Raw genomic sequence first — 17,051 nt, 5'->3', positions numbered from 1 at the left:
CGGGCCTCCTCACGCGGACAGGAGCGGGTCGAGCCGCCCGGCGCGGTCGAGCGCCGAGAGGTCGTCGAAGCCGCCGACATGCGTCTCGCCGACGAAGACCTGCGGCACCGTCGTGCGGCCCTTGGCGCGATCGATCATCTCGCGCCGGCGCTCTGGCTCGCGCTCGATGTCGATCACCGTGTAGGCGGCGCCCTTCTCGTCGAGGAGCGCCCGGGCGGCCGTGCAGTAGGGGCACCAGGAGCGCAGGTAGATCTCGATCGGCTTCATCGCGGCCTCGTTCGTTTCGCGATCCAACCATATAGGCACGACCCCGTGCCGTGCCAGACGAACGGTGCCCGCTCGTGCACGCTCACGGCTGCACGGCGCCGTCCTCCGTCGCGAGCGCGCCGCGAAGCGCCCGCGCGGTCTCCTCCAGCTCGTCGGAGCCGGCGCGCGGCAGCGCCTGGAAGCTCAGGTCCTCGTCGGCGATGTAGCGGCGCGAGGTGATGTCCGTCTTCTCGTGCATCGGCACGAGGTGCGCGTGCGCATGCGCGACGTCGCCGCCCGAGAACAGGAACGCCACGCGCTCGACGCCGTAGAGCCTCTTCATCGACCGCGCCAGGCGCTGCCCGAGCGCGAGGATCTCGGCGGCGAGGTCGGGCGGCAGCACCTCGAAGGTCGGGTAGTGCGCCTTCGGGGCGATCTGCACGTGGCCGGGCCGGATCGGCATGATGTCGAGGAAGGCGACGAGGCGGGCGTCCTCGCAGACGATGCTCGCCCCGATCTCCCGGCGCGCGATGCGGCAGAAGGGGCAGTGTGGATCGACGCGGTCCTCGGCCATCGCAACCCTCCCTCGTTCCGTCACGTCCGCGGGCGGGCGACCCCGGTCTTCTCCGGCAGGATGCCGCGCGGCGCGAAACGCAGCACGGTGAGCAGGATCACCCCCATCAGGAACAGCCGCAGGTGCGGCGCGGAATCGAGCAGGTGCCGGCGCAGCGCGTCGCCCTGCTCCATGCCGGCGGTGAGCGTGTTCATCAGCCACAGGCCCGCGGGCTCGGCCTGGACCCAGACGAACCAGATCACGAAGGCGCCGAGCACCGAGCCCATGTTGTTGCCCGAGCCGCCGAGGATCACCATCACCCAGATCAGGAAGGTGAAGCGCAGCGGGTTGTAGGTGCCCGGCGTGAACTGCCCGTCGAGCGTCACCAGCATGGCGCCGGCGAGCCCCACCACCGCCGAGCCGATCACGAAGATCTGCAGGTGGCGGCGGGTGACGTCCTTGCCCATGGCGGACGCCGCGTCGCGGTTGTCGCGGATGGCGCGCATCATCCGCCCCCAGGGCGAGTTCAGCGCCCGCTCGGCCAGCACGATGAGCACGATCAGCACGACCGCGAAGAGCGCGGTGTAGACGAGCGCCACGGCCACCGAGGACAGCGTCGTCGTGCGCATGCCGAGGTCGGCGGCGAGGTCCACGAGCCAGGCCTGCTGCTGCAGCTCGATCTCGTAGGGCGCCGGGCGCGGCAGGCCGCTGACGTTCTTCACGCCGCGGGTGAGCCAGGCCTCGTTCTTGAGGAGCGCGATGACGATCTCGGAGATGCCGAGCGTCGCGATGGCGAGGTAGTCCGAGCGCAGCCCCAGCGCGACCTTGCCGATGAGCCAGGCGGCGCCGGCGGCGAACAGCGCGCCGACGACCCAGGCAAGCAGGATCGGCAGCCCCAGGCCCCCGAGATAGCCGGTGGCGGCGGCGTCGTAGCCCTCGATGGCGCCCGTCGCCCGGTCGCCGAAATAGCGGATCACGAAGTAGCCCACCGCGACGACGAGGATCGTCGCCGCCGTGCGTCGGCCCTTGGGCAGCATCCGGCGCACGGCGATCGCGGCGGCGATCGTGCCCAGCAGCGCGAGCGCCGCGAAGAGCAGGTTCCACGAGCCCGCGGCCCAGGCGCCCGGCACGGGCGGCATCGCCACCAGCACCGCGGCGATGCCGCCGAGCGCCGCGAAGCCCATGACGCCGACGTTGAACAGGCCGGCGTAGCCCCATTGCATGTTGACGCCCAGCGCCATGATCGCCGAGATCAGCGACAGGTTGAGGATCGCGAGCGCGAGCGTCCAGCTCTGGAAGACGCCCACCGCGAGGAGCGCGGCCGCCATCACCGCGAAGGACAGGAGGGTCTTGACGGACAGGCTCATATCACGCGCCCCCGCAGGATGCCCGTGGGCCGCAGCAGCAGGACCAGCACGAGGATGATGAAGGAGACCGCGAACTTGTAGTCGGTCGAGAGCAGCTGCGCGAGGCCGCTCGGCATCCACTCGTCCGGGAGGACGTGGCCCAGCACCCGCCGGTAGGCGTAGGTCAACCCGACCTCGGAGAAGGCGACGACGAAGCCGCCGATCACCGCCCCGAACGGCTTGCCGATGCCGCCGACGATGGCGGCGGCGAAGATCGGCAGCAGGAGCTGGAAGTAGTTGAACGGCCGGAAGCTCTTGTCGAGCCCGTAGAGCACGCCCGCCAGCGTCGCGAGCGTCGCCGCGAGCGCCCAGGTGATGAGGACGACGCGCTTGGGATCGATGCCGGACAGGAGCGCGAGGTCCTCGTTGTCGGAGAAGGCGCGCATGGCCTTGCCGGTGCGGGTGCGCTGCAGGAACCAGAACAGCGCCACCACCGCCACGAGCGTCACGACGACGGTGATCAGCTGGCTCGTGCGCAGCGCCAGGCCCTCGGAGAGGCCGGTGAGCGCCTCGAACTCGTTGGGCCTGATGATGAAGCGCTCGCCGTCCTCGAAGCGCCGGTCCTCGACGCCGATGAAGAACCGCACCAGCGCGTTGTAGATGAACATCACCCCGACGGAGACGATGACGAACACGACCGGCGCCGCCCGCCGCCGGCGGTAGAAGCGGTAGACCACCCGATCGGTGCCGAGCACCAGCAGCACGGCGGCGAGGATGCCGAGCGGCAGGACGAGCAGCGCGGTCGGCAGCGGCCCGAAGCCGACGCCCATCGACTGCAGCCACCAGGTGCCGAGGATCGTGGCCATCGTGCCGAAGGCCATCAGGTCGCCGTGGGCGAAGTTCGAGAAGCGCAGCACCGCGTAGACCAGGGTGACGCCCAGCGCGCCGAGGGCCAGCTGCGCGCCGTAGGCCAGCCCGGGGATCAGCACGAAGTTCGACAGCACCACGAAGGCGTTGAGAAAGCTCTCCACGGGTCTTCAGCCTCCGAGGAAGGTGCGGCGGACCTCCGGGTCCGCGAGCAGCGCGGCGCCGGTGTCGGTGTAGCGGTTGCGGCCCTGGACGAGGACGTAGCCCTTGTCGGCGATCTCGAGCGCCTGGCGGGCGTTCTGCTCCACCATCAGGATGGCGATGCCGGTGGCGGCGACGTCGAGGATCTTGTCGAACAGCTCGTCCATGACGATGGGCGAGACGCCGGCGGTGGGCTCGTCGAGCATCAGCACCTTGGGCTTGGTCATCAGCGCGCGGCCGACCGCGACCTGCTGGCGCTGGCCGCCGGAGAGCTCGCCCGCCGGCTGGCGCCGCTTCTCGCGCAGGATGGGGAAGAGCGAGAAGACCTGCTCCATCGTCTCGCGATAGCCGTCGGTGCGGATGTAGGCGCCCATCTCGAGGTTCTCCTCGACGGTGAGCGCGCGGAAGACGTTGTTCGTCTGCGGCACGAAGCCCATGCCGGCGACGACCCGCTCCTGCGGGGAGAGCCCGCCGATGTCGCGGCCGTCGAGGGTGACGGTGCCCTGGCGCAGGCCGAGCATGCCGAAGATCGCCTTCATGGCGGTGGACTTGCCGGCGCCGTTGGGGCCGACGATCACGGCGATCTCGCCCTTCTCCACGCCGATGGTGCAATCGTGCAGGATGTCGGCGCCGCCGTAGCCGCCGGTCATGTGCGCCCCGGAGAGGAAGCTCATGCGGGCGCTCCGGGGCTGGCCGCGGGCGTGCCGGGCCGGGCACCGGGCTGCGCGGCCGGCGCGTCCGGCCCGACGGGCTGCCTGCGGCGGCTCTTGAGGCCGCGGCCGAGATAGGCCTCGATGACGCGCTCGTCGGCGCGCACCGCGTCGGGATGGCCCTTGGTCAGGACCTTGCCCTCGGCCATGACGATGACCGGGTCGCACAGGCGCCCGATGAAGTCCATGTCGTGCTCGATCATGCAGAACGTGTAGCCGCGCTCGCGGTTGAGCCGCTCGATGGCGTGGCCGATGGTCTTGAGCAGCGTGCGGTTCACGCCCGCCCCGACCTCGTCGAGGAAGACGATCTTGGCGTCGACCATCATCGTGCGGCCGAGCTCGAGCAGCTTCTTCTGCCCGCCGGAGAGGTTGCCCGCCAGCTCGTCGGCGACGTGGTTGAGGTGGAGGAAGTGCAGCACCTCGTCCGCCTTGTCCCACAGCGCCCGCTCCTCGGCGGCGATCTGCTTGCGGCGGAAGAAGGTGTTCCAGAGCGTCTCGCCGGACTGCCGGTCGGGCACCATCATCAGGTTCTCGCGCACGGTGAGCGTCGAGAACTCGTGGGCGATCTGGAAGGTGCGCAGCAGCCCGCGGCGGAACAGCTCGTGCGGGGGAAGGCCCGTGACGTCCTGCCCGTCGAGGAAGACGCGCCCGGCGGTCGGCCGGTAGTGCCCGGCGACGACGTTGAAGAGGGTCGTCTTGCCGGCGCCGTTGGGGCCGATCAGCCCCGTGATCGAGCCCTTTGCGATCTCCAGGCTCGCCCCGTCCACGGCCTTGATGCCGCCGAAGCTGAGATGCAGGTCGTCGACGCGAATCATGAGTTCGATGCTCCGAGCGACGCCGGCCCGGGCGGACCCGGGCCGGCGCGCGGTCGCGATCAGCGGAAGCCGAGCGTGACGATCTCGCCGTTGTCGATCTCGAAGATGCGGTAGGAGCCGGCGGCCTCGCCGGGCCCGATCAGCTCGATGCCGGTGGCGCCGACGTAGTCGACGTCCCCGCCGCCGGCGATGATCTCGAGCGCACGGCCGATCTCGCCCGGGCCGATCTGCTCGCCCGGCGCGTTGGCGACGTTCATCATCTGCTCGGCGATGCCGGCGCGCGTGGCGTCGCCCGCGGCCTGCATGGCGAGCACGATCAGCGCCGCGGCGTCGTAGCTCTCGCCGGCATAGGTCCCCGTCGAGTCGACGGAGGTGCCCGAGGTCATGTCGGCGAAGGCCTGCGCGCCGTCGTTGTCGGTGCCCGGCACGGCGCCGATCACGCGGCCGTCGAGCTCGGAGCCGATCGCCTCGATGATGCTCTCGCCGAACATGCCGTCGCCGAAGACGAACTGGTCGAAGGCGCCGGTGTCGAGCGAGGCCTGGACGATGCCGCGGCCGCCGCCGTCGGCGTAGCCGAACACCGCGAGCATGTCGGCGCCGGAGGCCGAAAGCGCGCCCACCTCGGCCGAGTAGTCGGCCCGGCCGTCCTCGTGCGCGGCGGAGATCAGCACCGACCCGCCGAGCGCCTCGAAGGCGGAGGCGAACGAGTCGGCGAGGCCCTTGCCGTAGTCGTTGTTGGTGTAGGTGACCGCGACCTCGTCCACGCCGCGCTCGTCGAGCAGCTCGGCGATGACCTGGCCCTGGCGGGCGTCGGACGGCGCCGTGCGGAAGAACAGGCCCTGGTCCTCGATCGTCGACAGCGCCGGCGAGGTCGCCGAGGGCGACACGGTCGGCACGCCGTTGGGCACGGACACGTTGTTGACGACCGCGGTCGTGACGCCCGAGCAGTCGGGGCCCATCAGCGCGACGACCTCGTCGGAAGTGATCAGGCGCTCCGCCGCCGCCGTCGCCGCGGCCGCGTCGATGCAGGTGGAATCCGCGCGGATCGCCTCGATCGTGCGCCCGCCGAGCAGCTGGCCGGACTCGGACGCCTCGGTGAAGGCGAGCTCGGCCGCGTTGCCCATGTTGGGCATGATCGACTCGAGCGGCCCGGTGAAGCCGAGGATGATGCCGACGGGGATGCCGTCGTCCTGCGCCAGGGCCGGCGCGGTCATCAGCGCGGCGACGGCGGTGGCCGCAATGAGCTTCTTCATGTTGGCTCTCCCATACGTTTCTCTCTCCCGCCGGGCATCGGCCGTTCCCACCGGCTCCGACGAGGTCGGTAACAGTCCTAATGCAAGGCTTCGTCCGGCGCTACGTCGCAACGCCCGGATTCTCCCGGTTTTTGGCCCCGTACGGCGGCCGTGCGGCCGCAGCCGCGTGCGGCCGCTGCCCGTCGCGCCCAAAAGCACGCCGGCGCCTTGCCTGTCCAGGTGTTTTCCGTTAAGACGCCGCGATCCGTGAGGACCTCCGCGAGGACGTGTCCGGCGTCCGCGTGCCCGCAGGGGCGCGCGTCCCGGCGCGAGACCCGTTCGGAGCGTTCGCACGGAACGAGAGATCGTCACCGCCCGCCGTCGTCGCGCCGGCCCGCTCCGTACAGACAGGAGCGGCAGCCCGACGGGCTTCGCGAGCGCGCGCGCCCCCGGGTGCGGCGGTTGGTGGCGCAACGCAGCACGAGCCCGCCGGTGCACGCCCGACGAGGGCACTAGGAGATTGAATGTCCGCTTCCATGCAGAACGCGCCCAGCCGTGAGGATTTCGCGGCCCTGCTCGAGGAGTCCTTCCAGCAGAACGAGGTGGCCGAGGGCTCCGTCGTCAAGGGGAAGGTCGTCGCCATCGAGAAGGACGTCGCCGTCATCGACATCGGCGCCAAGACCGAGGGGCGCGTCGCCCTCAAGGAATTCATGGGTCCCGGCCGTGACGAGCCGATCTCGGTCGGCTCCGAGGTCGAGGTCTACGTCGACCGCGTCGAGAACGCGCTCGGCGAGGCCGTGATCTCGCGCGAGAAGGCCCGCCGCGAGGAGAGCTGGGTCAAGCTCGAGAAGGCCTTCGAGGCCAACGAGCGCGTCTCCGGCATGATCTTCAACCAGGTCAAGGGCGGCTACACGGTCGACCTCGACGGCGCGGTGGCGTTCCTGCCCCGCTCGCAGGTCGACATCCGCCCGGTCCGCGACGTCACCCCGCTGATGGGCGTGCCGCAGCCGTTCCAGATCCTCAAGATGGATCGCCGCCGCGGCAACATCGTCGTGTCGCGCCGCACCGTCCTCGAGGAGAGCCGCGCCGAGCAGCGCTCCGAGCTCGTGGCCAACCTCGAGGAGGGCCAGGTCATCGAGGGCGTCGTCAAGAACATCACCGAGTACGGTGCGTTCGTCGACCTCGGCGGCATCGACGGCCTGCTGCACGTCACCGACATGGCGTGGCGCCGCGTCAACCATCCGTCCGAGGTGGTGCAGATCGGCCAGTCGGTGAAGGTCAAGATCATCAAGATCAACCACGAGACGCACCGCATCTCGCTGGGCATCAAGCAGCTCCTGGCCGACCCGTGGGAGGGCATCGCCGCCCGCTATCCGGTGAACGCCCGCTTCAAGGGCCGCGTGACCAACATCACGGACTACGGCGCGTTCGTGGAGCTCGAGCCGGGCATCGAGGGGCTGATCCACGTCTCCGAGATGTCCTGGACGAAGAAGAACGTCCATCCGGGCAAGATCGTCTCCACCTCCCAGGAGGTCGAGGTCCAGATCCTCGAGGTCGATCCCGTCAAGCGCCGCATCTCGCTCGGCCTCAAGCAGACGCTCCAGAACCCCTGGGACGCCTTCGCCGAGGCCCATCCGGTGGGTTCCGAGGTCGAGGGCGAGGTCAAGAACAAGACCGAGTTCGGCCTGTTCATCGGCCTCGAGGGCGACGTGGACGGCATGGTCCACCTCTCCGATCTCGACTGGAACCGTCCGGGCGAGCAGGTGATCGAGGAGTTCAAGAAGGGCGACATGGTCCGCGCCCAGGTCCTCGACGTCGACGTCGACAAGGAGCGCATCTCGCTCGGCATCAAGCAGCTCGCGGGCGACCCCTTCGCGGACGCCGGCGAGATCCGCAAGGGCCAGGTCGTCACCTGCGAGGTGACGGAGGTGAAGGACTCGGGCATCGAGGTGAAGATCGTCGACACCGATCTCGGCACCTTCATCCGCCGCGCCGAGCTCGCTCGCGACCGTGCCGACCAGCGTCCCGAGCGCTTCGCCCCCGGCGAGAAGCTCGACGCGCGCGTCACCCAGTTCGACCGCAAGGCGCGCCGGGTGCAGCTCTCGATCAAGGCGCTGGAGATGGCCGAGGAGAAGGAGGCGATCGCCCAGTTCGGCTCGACCGACTCGGGCGCCTCGCTCGGCGACATCCTCGGCGCGGCCCTCAAGGCCCGCGAGAAGAAGTGAGCCTCTCCGCCGCCCGCCGGGCGGCGTGAGGGACGAGACGGAGAGCCCCGCGCGAGCGACCCTCGCGCGGGGCTTTCTCGTGACGGGACGAGGCCGGCCGGAGCGCCCGATCTACGCGAGGCCGGGCACGGCCGCCGCGGGGTGCGCGTGGCCGTTGCCGCGCTCCGGCGGGCGGCGTCCGCCGGCCCTGAGCGCACAGGGCAGGACCTCGCCGAGAAAGGTCGCGAGCTGGCGCACGCTGGTGCGCCGGCGCGCTTCCTCGCGCACCACGACCCAGACCTCCTGGTCGGGCAGCGGCCCGTAGCCCTCGACGCGCACGAGCTCGGGATGATCGCGCGCCACGACGTCCGGCAGCACGCCCTGGCCGAGCCCGCCGCGCACCGCCTCGACGAAGCTCGCGAGCTCGTTCGTCACGAAGGCGATGCGCCGCCCGGGATGCTGCTCGCGCAGCACGGAGTCGATCCGGCTCGCCCGCCCCGCCGCCGGTGCCCAGATCACGAGCGGCTGCTTCGGCGGCGCGTCGGCGAGCGCCCAAACGGAGAGCGGCAGCGAGGCCACGCGGCGCACCGTGAAGCGCCCCTTCTTGGGCCGCGAGAGGCGAACCGCGATGTCGACCTCGCTCGTCTCGAAGTCGCTCACCTCCGGCGCGGCGTTCAGCACGACGCGCAGGTCCGGCCAGCCCTCGGCGAACCGCGGCAGCGCGGGCACGATGAGCCGCGCCAGCGTCGGGATGCAGGTGAGGTGGACTTCCTGGTAGCGCGCGGACGTGGGGTCCGGCCCGGCGGCGCGCCCGACGATGCGCTCGATCTCCTCGCAGCGCGTCAAGAGCGCCTCGCCGTCGCGGCTCAGCTCGAGCCCGCGGCTGCGGCGCAGGAACAGCGCCGTGCCGAGCTGGTTCTCGAGCGCCGCCAAATGACGGCTGAGCGTCGCCGCGCTGACGCCGAGCGCGTCCGCGGAGAGGCGCAGGCTCGGCATGCGCGCGACGACGAGGAAGAGACGCAGATCGTCCCAGTTGATGCGCGGCGTTCGATCGGCCATGCGTCTGTCCGCTTCGCTGGAGACTTCCCGTGCGCAAGCTACCCGTCGCGAAGATTGCCGGTCAACTCGGTACATACCCCATAGGTAGTGTCGACTTCACGACGCACCGACCGGGTCCGCGGGCTCGCAGCGCCCTCGCAGCGCCCTCGCAGCGCCCTCGCAGCGCCCTTGCCGCGGCCCCCCCGCGCCACTAGCTTGCCCGGGTCCGGCGGCGGATCGCGCCGGCACCCGTGGATCGAGAGGCCGCCCAGGCATGCCCACCACCTCCTCCCCCGCCCCGCGGGACGCCGAGTACATCGCCGACCGCCGTCGCCTCCGGCGCAAGCTGACCTTCTGGCGGGTCGCCGGCGTGGTCGCGGCCATCGTCGCCGTCGTCGCCGTCGGCTGGCGCGCCGCGGGCCTCGGCGTCTGGGCGCTTCCCGGCGCGCGGGACCACGTCGCGCGGGTCTCGGTCGAGGGCCTGATCACCACCGACCGCGAGGCGGCGGAGATGCTGCGCGAGCTGGCGCACACCGACAGCGTGCAGGGCGTGATCCTGCGGATCGACAGCCCCGGCGGCACGACCACCGGCGCCGAGGAGCTGTTCGCGGCGCTGCGCGACGTCGCCGAGGCGAAACCGACCGTCGCCTTCGTGGACGGGCTCGCGGCGTCCGGCGGCTACATAGCCGCGCTCGGGGCCGACCACATCGTCTCGCGCCAGACCGCCATCGTCGGCTCGATCGGCGTACTCATGCAGGTGCCGAACGTCTCGGGGCTGCTCGACGAGCTCGGCATCGAGGTGCTCGAGATCAAGTCGACGCCGCTCAAGGCGGCACCCTCGCCGGTCTCGCCGATCGACCCGGAGGCGGTGGAGGCGATCGAGCTCGTCATCTCCGACACCTACCGCTGGTTCGTCGAGATCGTCGGCGAGCGCCGGCCGCTCACCGAGGCGGAAGTGGCACGGGTCTCCGACGGGCGCGTCTGGAACGGCCGCCAGGCGCTGGCGCTCGGCCTCGTCGACGCGCTCGGCGACGAGGAGACCGCGCGCGCCTGGCTCGAGCAGGGGGGAGTCGACGCCGACCTGCCGGTGCGCGACTGGGAGCCGCAGCGCGAGGACGATCCGTTCGACGTCTTCCTCGCGGGCGCGGTCCTCGCCGACCTCGCCGGCTTCGAGAGCCTCTCGGCCACGCTCGCGCGCGCATCGTCCGGAACCCGCGGCTTTCGGCTTGACGGGCTTCTCGCGCTCTGGCAGCCTCGTGTCGAAAACTAAAACATTTTCAACATGCTAGGCGAACAATGATCAAATCCGAGCTGGTCATGCGCATCGCGGAGCAGAATCCGCACCTCTATCAGCGCGACGTCGAGAACATCGTCGGCGCGATCCTGGAGACGATCGCGGACGCGCTCGCCCGTGGGGACCGGGTCGAGCTGCGCGGGTTCGGGGCGTTCTCGGTGAAGCGGCGGGACGCGCGCATGGGGCGCAACCCGCGCACCGGCGAAACCGTTGCCGTGGCCGAGAAGGCGATCCCCGTCTTCAAGACCGGCAAGGAGATGCGCAACCGGCTCAACCGCGACGGGGTCGGCGAGGACGACGCCGACGACGACGCCGGAGAGCCGGGTGGCGTGGCGCCGCTCGCCGCCGCGCGCTAGGCTGCGCGGCACGCATCGATCCGCCATCGCGACGCGCGCGACGCACGCGCCCTTGCCGGAGCCATAGCTGGAGGTCCTCCCATGAGGCGCATCGTCTCGCTCCTGATCCTCGTTCCCTTCGCGCTCCTGGTGGCGCTGCTCGCCATGGCGAACCGGGTGCCGACGCGAATCTCGCTCGATCCGTTCACCCCGGAGAGCCCGGTCTGGTCCCTGACCGGGCCGCTCTGGGTCGTGCTGTTCGTCACCTTCACCATCGGGGTCGTCGTTGGCGGCTGCGCCGCCTGGCTCGTGCAGGGCAAGCACCGCAAGGCCGAGCGCACCTACAAGCGCGAGGCGACGCGGCTCGAGCGCGAGGTGGAGCGCGCCAAGGAGCGTGCTCCGCAGCGCGAGGCGCAGACGGGCCTTCCGGCGCTCGCCGGCCCGCGCGGGCGATGAGCGCGGACGCTCCCCTCGCCGTCGTCTCCGCGGCGGACATCGACCGTGCGCTCACCTTCCCCGGGCTCGTCGACGCCCTCGAGGCGGGGTTCCGCGGCGATCTGGTCGCGCCGGTGCGCCACCATCACGGCGTGGCGCGGCCCGACGGCGACGCGACGCTGCTCCTGATGCCCGCCTGGACCGCGTCCGGCGCGACGGCGGCGAGCGCCGACGGGTCCGCGCTCGGCGTCAAGATCGTCGCGGTCTTCCCCGGCAACGCCGCGCGTGGCCTCGCCTCCGTGCAGGGCGTCTACTATCTCGCCGACGGCGCCACGGGCGTGCCGCGGGCGGTGCTCGACGGCGCCCGGCTGACGCTCTGGCGCACGGCCTGCGCCTCCGCGCTCGCCGCCCGGCACCTCGCGCGGCCCGACACCGCGCGCATGACCATGGTCGGCGCCGGCGCGCTCGCGCCCTTCCTGATCCGCGCGCACATGAGCCAGCGCCCGATCACCGACGTGACGATCTGGAACCGCGATCCCGCCAAGGCGCAGGCGCTCGCCGCCTCCCTCGCCGCGGAGGGCCTGCCGACGCGCGCGAGCGCGGATCTCGAGAGCGCCGTGCGCGAGGCCGACCTCGTCTCCTGCGCCACCCTGTCCCGCGAGCCCCTCGTGCACGGCGCTTGGCTGGCGCCGGGCGCCCATCTCGACCTCGTCGGTGCCTTCAATCTCGCGATGCGCGAGGCCGACGACGACGCGCTGCGACGTTCGCGGGTCCACGTCGACACGCCCGCCGCGCTGGAGGAGGGCGGCGACGTCGCCATCGCCCTCCGCGACGGCGCCATCGCGCACGACCGGGTGCGCGGCGACCTGTTCGGCCTGTGCCGCGGCGAGGTGCCCGGGCGCACGAGCGCGGACGAGATCACGCTGTTCAAGTCGGTCGGCGCGGCGATCGAGGATCTCGCGGCGGCGATGGCGGTGATGGCGGCGCGGGGCTGAGGCGCTACGCGTCCGTTCGGGCGATCCGCTCGAACAGGTACTCGTAGCGCAGGACGAGGCCGTCGGCGTCGACGGCGAGGTCCGCCTCGAAGCCGGGGCTCGTCGGGCCGAGGGCGGTGAAGCGCACGAGGCCCGGTCCCTTTCGCGCGTAGCGCTGACGCGAGCGGGTCACCGTGAGGGTCGCCCCGTCGACGAGGGCGACGTCGAGCTCGAGCGCCGCCCCGGGCGCGGCCGCGAGCCGGCGGATCGGGAGCGTGTTGCAGAAGGGCGTCACCGAGAGGTCGGGCTCGTCGGCGCCGTCGAGATCCGGGCGCGCGACGCCGTCCACCGTCCAGCCCCGCCCGGCGCGTTCGAGCCGCAGGCCCTCGCGTCCGCGGGCATCCCGGCGCTCGACGAAGGCCCATCGGGTCCGCCAGGCCGCATCGAGGGACCAGTGGTGATCGAGCTGCAAGCCGCCGGCCTCCAGGCACAGGACGGTCCCGCGGACCGCGACGCCGTCGGGCTCGACGGCGATCTCGAGCCGTTCCAGCCCCTCCTCGTCGGTTCGTCTCCAGTACAGGACGGTCGCGCTCACGCCGCAGCTCCCTTTCCGTCGCCGGTGCCGAGGACGCGCAGCGCGGCGTGCTCCGGGTCGGACAGGCCGAGGTCAGCAGACCGTCTCGCCCGCCGGCATCCCCGCCAGCATCCCCGCAACCTCGCGCGCGGCGCGCTCGCCCTCGGCCCAGGCGCCGCCGATCGTACCCCAGAGCGTCGAGGAGGTCGCCTCCCCCGCGAGCAGGATTCGCCCGCCGATCGGGTCGCGCAGCACCGCGCGGGCGCCGTGGGCGCCCGGGGGCGCGATGGTCCAGGCGCAGGCGGAGAGCGGGTCCTCCCCCCAGCCGCTCGCGTGCAGGACCCGGAGGTCCGCCACCGCGTCGCGTCCGAAGCGCGCGCCGAGGCTCTCACGCACGAAGCCGGCCCGGGCCTGCGGCGAGCCGAGACGCCCGACGAGCGCGCCGCCGAGATCGGCGTAGTGCAGCACGCCGCCGTCGAAGTTCGCCAGAAGGCCGAGGTTCGCCTCCGCGTCGCCGTCGAAGGCGACGGTGGTGTTCGCCGCCTCGCGCAGCGGCCCGCCGGGCCACGCGAGGACGACGTGCTCGTAGGATGCGGGGCGCAGCGCGGCGAGCGCGTCGCGGGTCGGCGCGGGGAGCGGCGGATCGAAGACGATGTCGCCGCGTGCCGTATCGCCGCGTGCGAGGATCGGCACCGGCACGGTGACGACGAGGGCGCGGGCTGCGAGGGTGCCACTGTCGGTCTCCACGCGCACCTCGCGGCCCGACCAGTCGATGCGCGTCGCGCGGGTCGCCAGCGCGACGGGCAGCCCGTCGGCGAGGCGCGCCACCAGGGCGCCGTAGCCGCCGGCGACGAAGAGGTCGAGATCGTCCCGCGCCGCCGCGAAATCGGCCGCGCCGATCGCGTCGAGCGACGCGCCGCAGGCGAAGGGGCCGTGGGCGAAGGCGAGGACGGCGCGCCAGGGCTGCGCCCGCGGACCGAGCCGGTCGAGCGCGGCCGAGGCCGGCGCGAGGTCGCGGCCGGCGCCGATCTCCGCGATCGCGTCGTCGACCTCCGCCCAGGCCTCGTGAAAGGCGCGGGTCTCCAGGGCGTCCGCCCCGCGCGCGCCGAGGATCAGGCGCGGCTCCTGCGGAGCGTCGAAGAGGGGGAGGCCGAGACGCCTCGCCTCGCGGACGAGGCCGTTGTCGTCGGCCGCGTGCAGCCAGTGCGCGCCGAGATCGACCGCCTGCCCGGCGAGCCGCGCGGTGAGCGCGCGCCCGCCGACCCGGTCGCGGGCCTCGATCAGGACGACGGAGAGGCCGAGCGCGAGGAGCCGCCGCGCGGCGGTGATGCCGGCGGCGCCGGCACCGAGGATCGCCACGTCCGCCGCGCGGGGCGGGGGCGCGACGCGCGCGCGCCGCACCGGAGCGGGCTCCGGCGCCGCGGGCGCGACGGGTTTTCGAGAGGGCATGCGGATGTCGTCCGGGAGCCGCCGACGGCGGGATCCGCGGGAGATGCGCCGATGCGGGGCGCCCCGCAAGCCGGTGCGGTTGCGGCGCTTGCGCGCAGGCCCCGGGCGCGGGTTTCGCCAGGGCACGGCGAAGCCCGCGCGTCGATTCCGTACGGCCCCGCGCGCGCATCGCATCGTATAGCGAAAGCTCAACGGTTGCCTTTCGCGCTCGCGTCCGTTAAGTTCTCGTCGAAACGCGGGTTCCCGGATAGCACTCCGTTGGTTCGGGGTCGGATGTTGCATGCGCTAGTCGTATTGCCCCTAGGGAATCTGCTGTCCCCACTTTCGTCGATGCTCTCATCGGCGCACCGCCGCTGCGCGTATTGGGAGAGGCATGAACGACAAGATCGTCGTCGAGAACCTTTACAAGATCTTCGGGCCGGACCCGCGAGACGCGCTCGCGCTGGTCCGTCGTGGGCTGGACAAGGATGAGATCTTCGCGCGTACCGGCAACACGGTGGGCGTGTGCGATGCGTCCTTCACCGTGCGCGAGGGCGAGATCTTCGTGATCATGGGCCTGTCCGGGTCCGGCAAGTCCACCATGGTACGCATGTTCAACCGGCTGATCGAGCCGACCGCGGGCTCGATCTCGATCGACGGCCGCGACATCACGAAGCTCGACGAGGCGGGCCTGCGGGACTTGCGCCGGAAGACCATCTCGATGGTGTTCCAGTCCTTCGCGCTCCTGCCGCACATCAAGGTCGTCGACAACGTCGCCTTCGGGCTCGAGCTCGCCGGCATGAGCCGCGAGGAGCGCCGCGAGCGGGCGCTCGCCGCGCTCGAGCAGGTCGGGCTCGCCGCCAACGCGGAGAGCTATCCCGACGAGCTCTCGGGCGGCATGCAGCAGCGCGTCGGCCTCGCCCGCGCGCTCGCCGCCGATCCGCCGATCCTCCTGATGGACGAGGCCTTCTCGGCGCTCGACCCGCTGATCCGCTCGGAGATGCAGGACGAGCTGATCCGCCTCCAGGACGAGAAGAAGCGCACGATCATCTTCATCAGCCACGATCTCGACGAGGCCATGCGCATCGGCGACCGGATCGCCATCATGCAGGGCGGCATCGTCGTGCAGGTCGGCACGCCCGACGAGATCCTCAAGAACCCCGCGAACGAGTACGTCCGCTCCTTCTTCCGCGGGGTCGACATCTCGAAGGTCCTCACCGCGGCGGACATCGCCACGAAGACCCAGGTGACGATCATCGACAAGCCCGAGCAGGGCCCGCGCGCGGCGCTGCGGCTGCTGGGCGACTTCGATCGCGAGTACGGCTTCGTCATCGGGCGCGGCCGGCGTTTCGCCGGCGTGGTCTCGGTGTCGTCGCTCGAGCAGGCCCGGCGCGACAACGCTTCGCTCGACGCGGCGCTCGTGCCCGAGGTCGCGACCGTCCTGCCGGAGGCGCCGCTGCACGAGCTGATGGGCGTCGTCGCGACCTCGCCGCACCCGGTGCCGGTGGTGGACGACCAGGGCCGCTACCGCGGGGTCGTCTCGCGCACCTCGCTGCTGCAGGCGCTCGACAACCTCCCGGCCGAGACCGGGACCGACGCCGAGACGCAGGCGCAGAGCCCCGCCGAGGCCGTGCCGCAGCAGCCGAGCCCCGTCGCGGCGGCGGGCGAGTGAGCCGGGGAGCGACGACCATGCAGACACTGTCCTTCAACCCGCTCTACCCGTTCGAAACGCTCGAGATTCCCTTCGACGACTGGGTCGAGGTCGCCTTCGACTGGATCGCCGGCGCGCGCCCGGTCTTCCAGGCGATCCGCCGCCCGATCGACTGGGTGCTCGAGGGCATCACCGACCTCCTGCTGTTCCTGCCGCCCGGCCTGATGATCGCGCTCCTCGCCCTCGTCGCCTGGCAGATCGTCGGCGGGCGGCTGGCCCTGGGCACGGCGCTGTCGCTGTTCTTCGTGGGGCTGATCGGCGCCTACGAGCAGTCGATGGTGACGCTCGCGCTGGTGCTGACCGCGGTGTTCTTCTGCGCGGTGATCGGCGTGCCGCTCGGGATCCTGGCCGCGCGCTCGGACCGGTTCGAGACGGGCCTGCGCCCGGTCCTCGACACGATGCAGACGACGCCGGCCTTCGTCTACCTGGTGCCGATCGTGGTGCTGTTCGGCATCGGCAACGTGCCGGGCGTGATCGTGACGATCATCTTCGCCGTGGCGCCGCTGATCCGCCTGACCAACCTCGGCATCCGCCAGGTGCCCAAGGACGTGATCGAGGCGGCCAACGCCTTCGGCGCCTCGGGCCGGCAGCTGCTGTTCAAGGTGCAGCTGCCGCTCGCCACCAAGACGATCATGGCCGGCGTCAACCAGTCGCTGATGCTCGCGCTCTCGATGGTGGTCATCGCCTCGATGATCTCCGTGGGCGGGCTCGGCCAGATGGTGCTGCGCGGCATCGGCCGCCTCGACATGGGGCTCGCGGTGATCGGCGGCATCGGCATCGTCGTGCTCGCCATCGTGCTCGACCGCATGACCCAGGCGCTCGCCTCGTCCGAGCGCGAGCGCGGCGGCCGGCGCTTCGTGGAGCGCGGGCCGATCGGCCTCGTGCGCGGCCTCTCGGCCGGGCGCACGGCGAGCGCGGCGGCGGCGGCGACGCAGCGCCGCGGCTGAGACGCGAAACAGAATCGCACGCGAGCGACGGCCCGCCTCGAGCGTGGCCGCCGCGCGTCGATGCGGCGCGCGCGACCCCGTCCGGGGCCGCGCCGCCGCCGACCAGGGTCGAGCCCCTACGCGGGCTCGAACCGGAAGACC

Annotated in this window: 17 protein-coding genes; 7 read left to right on the top strand and 10 right to left on the bottom strand. The window is 72.0% G+C overall.

Annotated elements, in window-relative coordinates; all coding sequences use genetic code 11:
• Window positions 1-9 precede the first annotated feature (9 nt).
• The 7 genes from grxC to G407_RS0123530 all read right to left on the bottom strand — a co-directional run bounded on the left by grxC (window position 10) and on the right by G407_RS0123530 (window position 5,991).
• Complete coding sequence (gene grxC, locus G407_RS0123560; RefSeq protein WP_029032782.1) at window positions 10-267, bottom strand: glutaredoxin 3; 258 nt, start codon at window positions 265-267, stop codon at window positions 10-12.
• 82 nt (window positions 268-349) lie between these two features.
• A complete protein-coding gene (locus G407_RS0123555) occupies window positions 350-820 on the bottom strand; it encodes an HIT family protein (protein ID WP_029032781.1) in 471 nt (156 codons plus the stop codon).
• Between the two features lie 20 nt (window positions 821-840).
• On the bottom strand, window positions 841-2,166 hold the full coding sequence (locus tag G407_RS0123550) for a branched-chain amino acid ABC transporter permease (protein WP_029032780.1): 1,326 nt from the start codon (window positions 2,164-2,166) through the stop codon (window positions 841-843).
• Window positions 2,163-3,176, bottom strand: coding sequence for a branched-chain amino acid ABC transporter permease (locus tag G407_RS0123545; protein WP_029032779.1), 1,014 nt, complete (start codon window positions 3,174-3,176; stop codon window positions 2,163-2,165). Before G407_RS0123545 ends, G407_RS0123550 begins: the two co-directional genes overlap by 4 nt.
• A 6-nt stretch (window positions 3,177-3,182) precedes the next feature.
• Entirely contained in the window at window positions 3,183-3,887 is a 705-nt protein-coding gene (locus G407_RS0123540; RefSeq protein WP_029032778.1) for an ABC transporter ATP-binding protein, read from the bottom strand.
• Window positions 3,884-4,738: an ABC transporter ATP-binding protein gene (locus G407_RS0123535; RefSeq protein WP_029032777.1), complete on the bottom strand. Its 855-nt coding sequence runs from the start codon at window positions 4,736-4,738 to the stop codon at window positions 3,884-3,886. The genes G407_RS0123540 and G407_RS0123535 overlap by 4 nt, the downstream gene beginning before the upstream one ends.
• A 59-nt stretch (window positions 4,739-4,797) precedes the next feature.
• The gene (locus G407_RS0123530) at window positions 4,798-5,991 is read right to left on the bottom strand and encodes an ABC transporter substrate-binding protein (RefSeq protein ID WP_029032776.1); all 1,194 of its coding nucleotides are present in this window, start codon (window positions 5,989-5,991) and stop codon (window positions 4,798-4,800) included.
• A 503-nt stretch (window positions 5,992-6,494) separates the two neighbouring features.
• Between G407_RS0123530 and rpsA the strand changes: the two genes are divergently transcribed.
• A complete protein-coding gene (gene rpsA, locus G407_RS0123525) occupies window positions 6,495-8,195 on the top strand; it encodes a 30S ribosomal protein S1 (protein WP_029032775.1) in 1,701 nt (566 codons plus the stop codon).
• Between the two features lie 111 nt (window positions 8,196-8,306).
• On the opposite strand, the gene G407_RS0123520 is transcribed toward rpsA, so the two are convergent.
• A complete protein-coding gene (locus G407_RS0123520) occupies window positions 8,307-9,233 on the bottom strand; it encodes a LysR family transcriptional regulator (protein WP_029032774.1) in 927 nt (308 codons plus the stop codon).
• Window positions 9,234-9,486: 253 nt separating this feature from the next.
• On the opposite strand from G407_RS0123520, the gene sppA reads away from it, so the two are divergent.
• From sppA to lhpI, 4 genes are all read left to right on the top strand, one after another.
• Window positions 9,487-10,482 (top strand): signal peptide peptidase SppA, encoded by a 996-nt coding sequence (gene sppA / locus G407_RS0123515; protein WP_029032773.1) that lies wholly within the window; start codon window positions 9,487-9,489, stop codon window positions 10,480-10,482.
• Window positions 10,483-10,508: 26 nt separating this feature from the next.
• Window positions 10,509-10,862, top strand: a complete 354-nt coding sequence (gene ihfB / locus G407_RS29695; RefSeq protein WP_052341813.1) for an integration host factor subunit beta — start codon at window positions 10,509-10,511, stop codon at window positions 10,860-10,862.
• A gap of 81 nt (window positions 10,863-10,943) precedes the next feature.
• Window positions 10,944-11,297 carry a LapA family protein gene (locus tag G407_RS0123505; protein ID WP_029032772.1) on the top strand — a complete coding sequence of 118 codons (354 nt, stop codon included), beginning with the start codon at window positions 10,944-10,946 and terminating at the stop codon, window positions 11,295-11,297.
• Window positions 11,294-12,271: a bifunctional Delta(1)-pyrroline-2-carboxylate/Delta(1)-piperideine-2-carboxylate reductase gene (lhpI, locus tag G407_RS0123500; protein ID WP_029032771.1), complete on the top strand. Its 978-nt coding sequence runs from the start codon at window positions 11,294-11,296 to the stop codon at window positions 12,269-12,271. Before G407_RS0123505 ends, lhpI begins: the two co-directional genes overlap by 4 nt.
• 4 nt (window positions 12,272-12,275) lie before the next feature.
• Here lhpI and G407_RS0123495 read toward each other — a convergent pair whose 3' ends face one another.
• Complete coding sequence (locus G407_RS0123495) at window positions 12,276-12,845, bottom strand: putative glycolipid-binding domain-containing protein (protein WP_029032770.1); 570 nt, start codon at window positions 12,843-12,845, stop codon at window positions 12,276-12,278.
• A gap of 72 nt (window positions 12,846-12,917) precedes the next feature.
• Window positions 12,918-14,273 carry a flavin monoamine oxidase family protein gene (locus tag G407_RS29690; RefSeq protein WP_169728828.1) on the bottom strand — a complete coding sequence of 452 codons (1,356 nt, stop codon included), beginning with the start codon at window positions 14,271-14,273 and terminating at the stop codon, window positions 12,918-12,920.
• Between the two features lie 373 nt (window positions 14,274-14,646).
• On the opposite strand from G407_RS29690, the gene proV reads away from it, so the two are divergent.
• Together proV and proW are read left to right on the top strand one after the other, a co-directional pair.
• Window positions 14,647-15,924, top strand: a complete 1,278-nt coding sequence (proV, locus tag G407_RS29685; RefSeq protein WP_084327766.1) for a glycine betaine/L-proline ABC transporter ATP-binding protein ProV — start codon at window positions 14,647-14,649, stop codon at window positions 15,922-15,924.
• A gap of 17 nt (window positions 15,925-15,941) precedes the next feature.
• Window positions 15,942-16,910 (top strand): glycine betaine/L-proline ABC transporter permease ProW, encoded by a 969-nt coding sequence (proW, locus tag G407_RS29680; protein ID WP_052341812.1) that lies wholly within the window; start codon window positions 15,942-15,944, stop codon window positions 16,908-16,910.
• The last annotated feature ends 141 nt before the right edge of the window (window positions 16,911-17,051 follow it).

The organism is Salinarimonas rosea DSM 21201 (genome assembly GCF_000429045.1).
Lineage (GTDB): Bacteria > Pseudomonadota > Alphaproteobacteria > Rhizobiales > Beijerinckiaceae > Salinarimonas > Salinarimonas rosea.
The sequence above is the reverse complement of the archived record's forward strand: the minus strand, read 5'-3'. Positions and strand labels throughout refer to the sequence as shown.

Excerpts from the sequence above, each read along its gene's own strand:
- G407_RS29690 (WP_169728828.1), bottom strand. The coding sequence starts at position 14,273 with ATGCCCTCTCGAAAACCCGTCGCGCCCGCGGCGCCGGAGCCCGCTCCG.
- proV (WP_084327766.1), top strand. The coding sequence starts at position 14,647 with ATGAACGACAAGATCGTCGTCGAGAACCTTTACAAGATCTTCGGGCCG.
- G407_RS0123505 (WP_029032772.1), top strand. The coding sequence starts at position 10,944 with ATGAGGCGCATCGTCTCGCTCCTGATCCTCGTTCCCTTCGCGCTCCTG.
- lhpI (WP_029032771.1), top strand. The coding sequence starts at position 11,294 with ATGAGCGCGGACGCTCCCCTCGCCGTCGTCTCCGCGGCGGACATCGAC.
- proW (WP_052341812.1), top strand. The coding sequence starts at position 15,942 with ATGCAGACACTGTCCTTCAACCCGCTCTACCCGTTCGAAACGCTCGAG.
- G407_RS0123520 (WP_029032774.1), bottom strand. The coding sequence starts at position 9,233 with ATGGCCGATCGAACGCCGCGCATCAACTGGGACGATCTGCGTCTCTTC.
- ihfB (WP_052341813.1), top strand. The coding sequence starts at position 10,509 with ATGATCAAATCCGAGCTGGTCATGCGCATCGCGGAGCAGAATCCGCAC.
- grxC (WP_029032782.1), bottom strand. The coding sequence starts at position 267 with ATGAAGCCGATCGAGATCTACCTGCGCTCCTGGTGCCCCTACTGCACG.
- G407_RS0123530 (WP_029032776.1), bottom strand. The coding sequence starts at position 5,991 with ATGAAGAAGCTCATTGCGGCCACCGCCGTCGCCGCGCTGATGACCGCG.
- sppA (WP_029032773.1), top strand. The coding sequence starts at position 9,487 with ATGCCCACCACCTCCTCCCCCGCCCCGCGGGACGCCGAGTACATCGCC.
- G407_RS0123550 (WP_029032780.1), bottom strand. The coding sequence starts at position 2,166 with ATGAGCCTGTCCGTCAAGACCCTCCTGTCCTTCGCGGTGATGGCGGCC.
- G407_RS0123540 (WP_029032778.1), bottom strand. The coding sequence starts at position 3,887 with ATGAGCTTCCTCTCCGGGGCGCACATGACCGGCGGCTACGGCGGCGCC.
- rpsA (WP_029032775.1), top strand. The coding sequence starts at position 6,495 with ATGTCCGCTTCCATGCAGAACGCGCCCAGCCGTGAGGATTTCGCGGCC.
- G407_RS0123555 (WP_029032781.1), bottom strand. The coding sequence starts at position 820 with ATGGCCGAGGACCGCGTCGATCCACACTGCCCCTTCTGCCGCATCGCG.
- G407_RS0123535 (WP_029032777.1), bottom strand. The coding sequence starts at position 4,738 with ATGATTCGCGTCGACGACCTGCATCTCAGCTTCGGCGGCATCAAGGCC.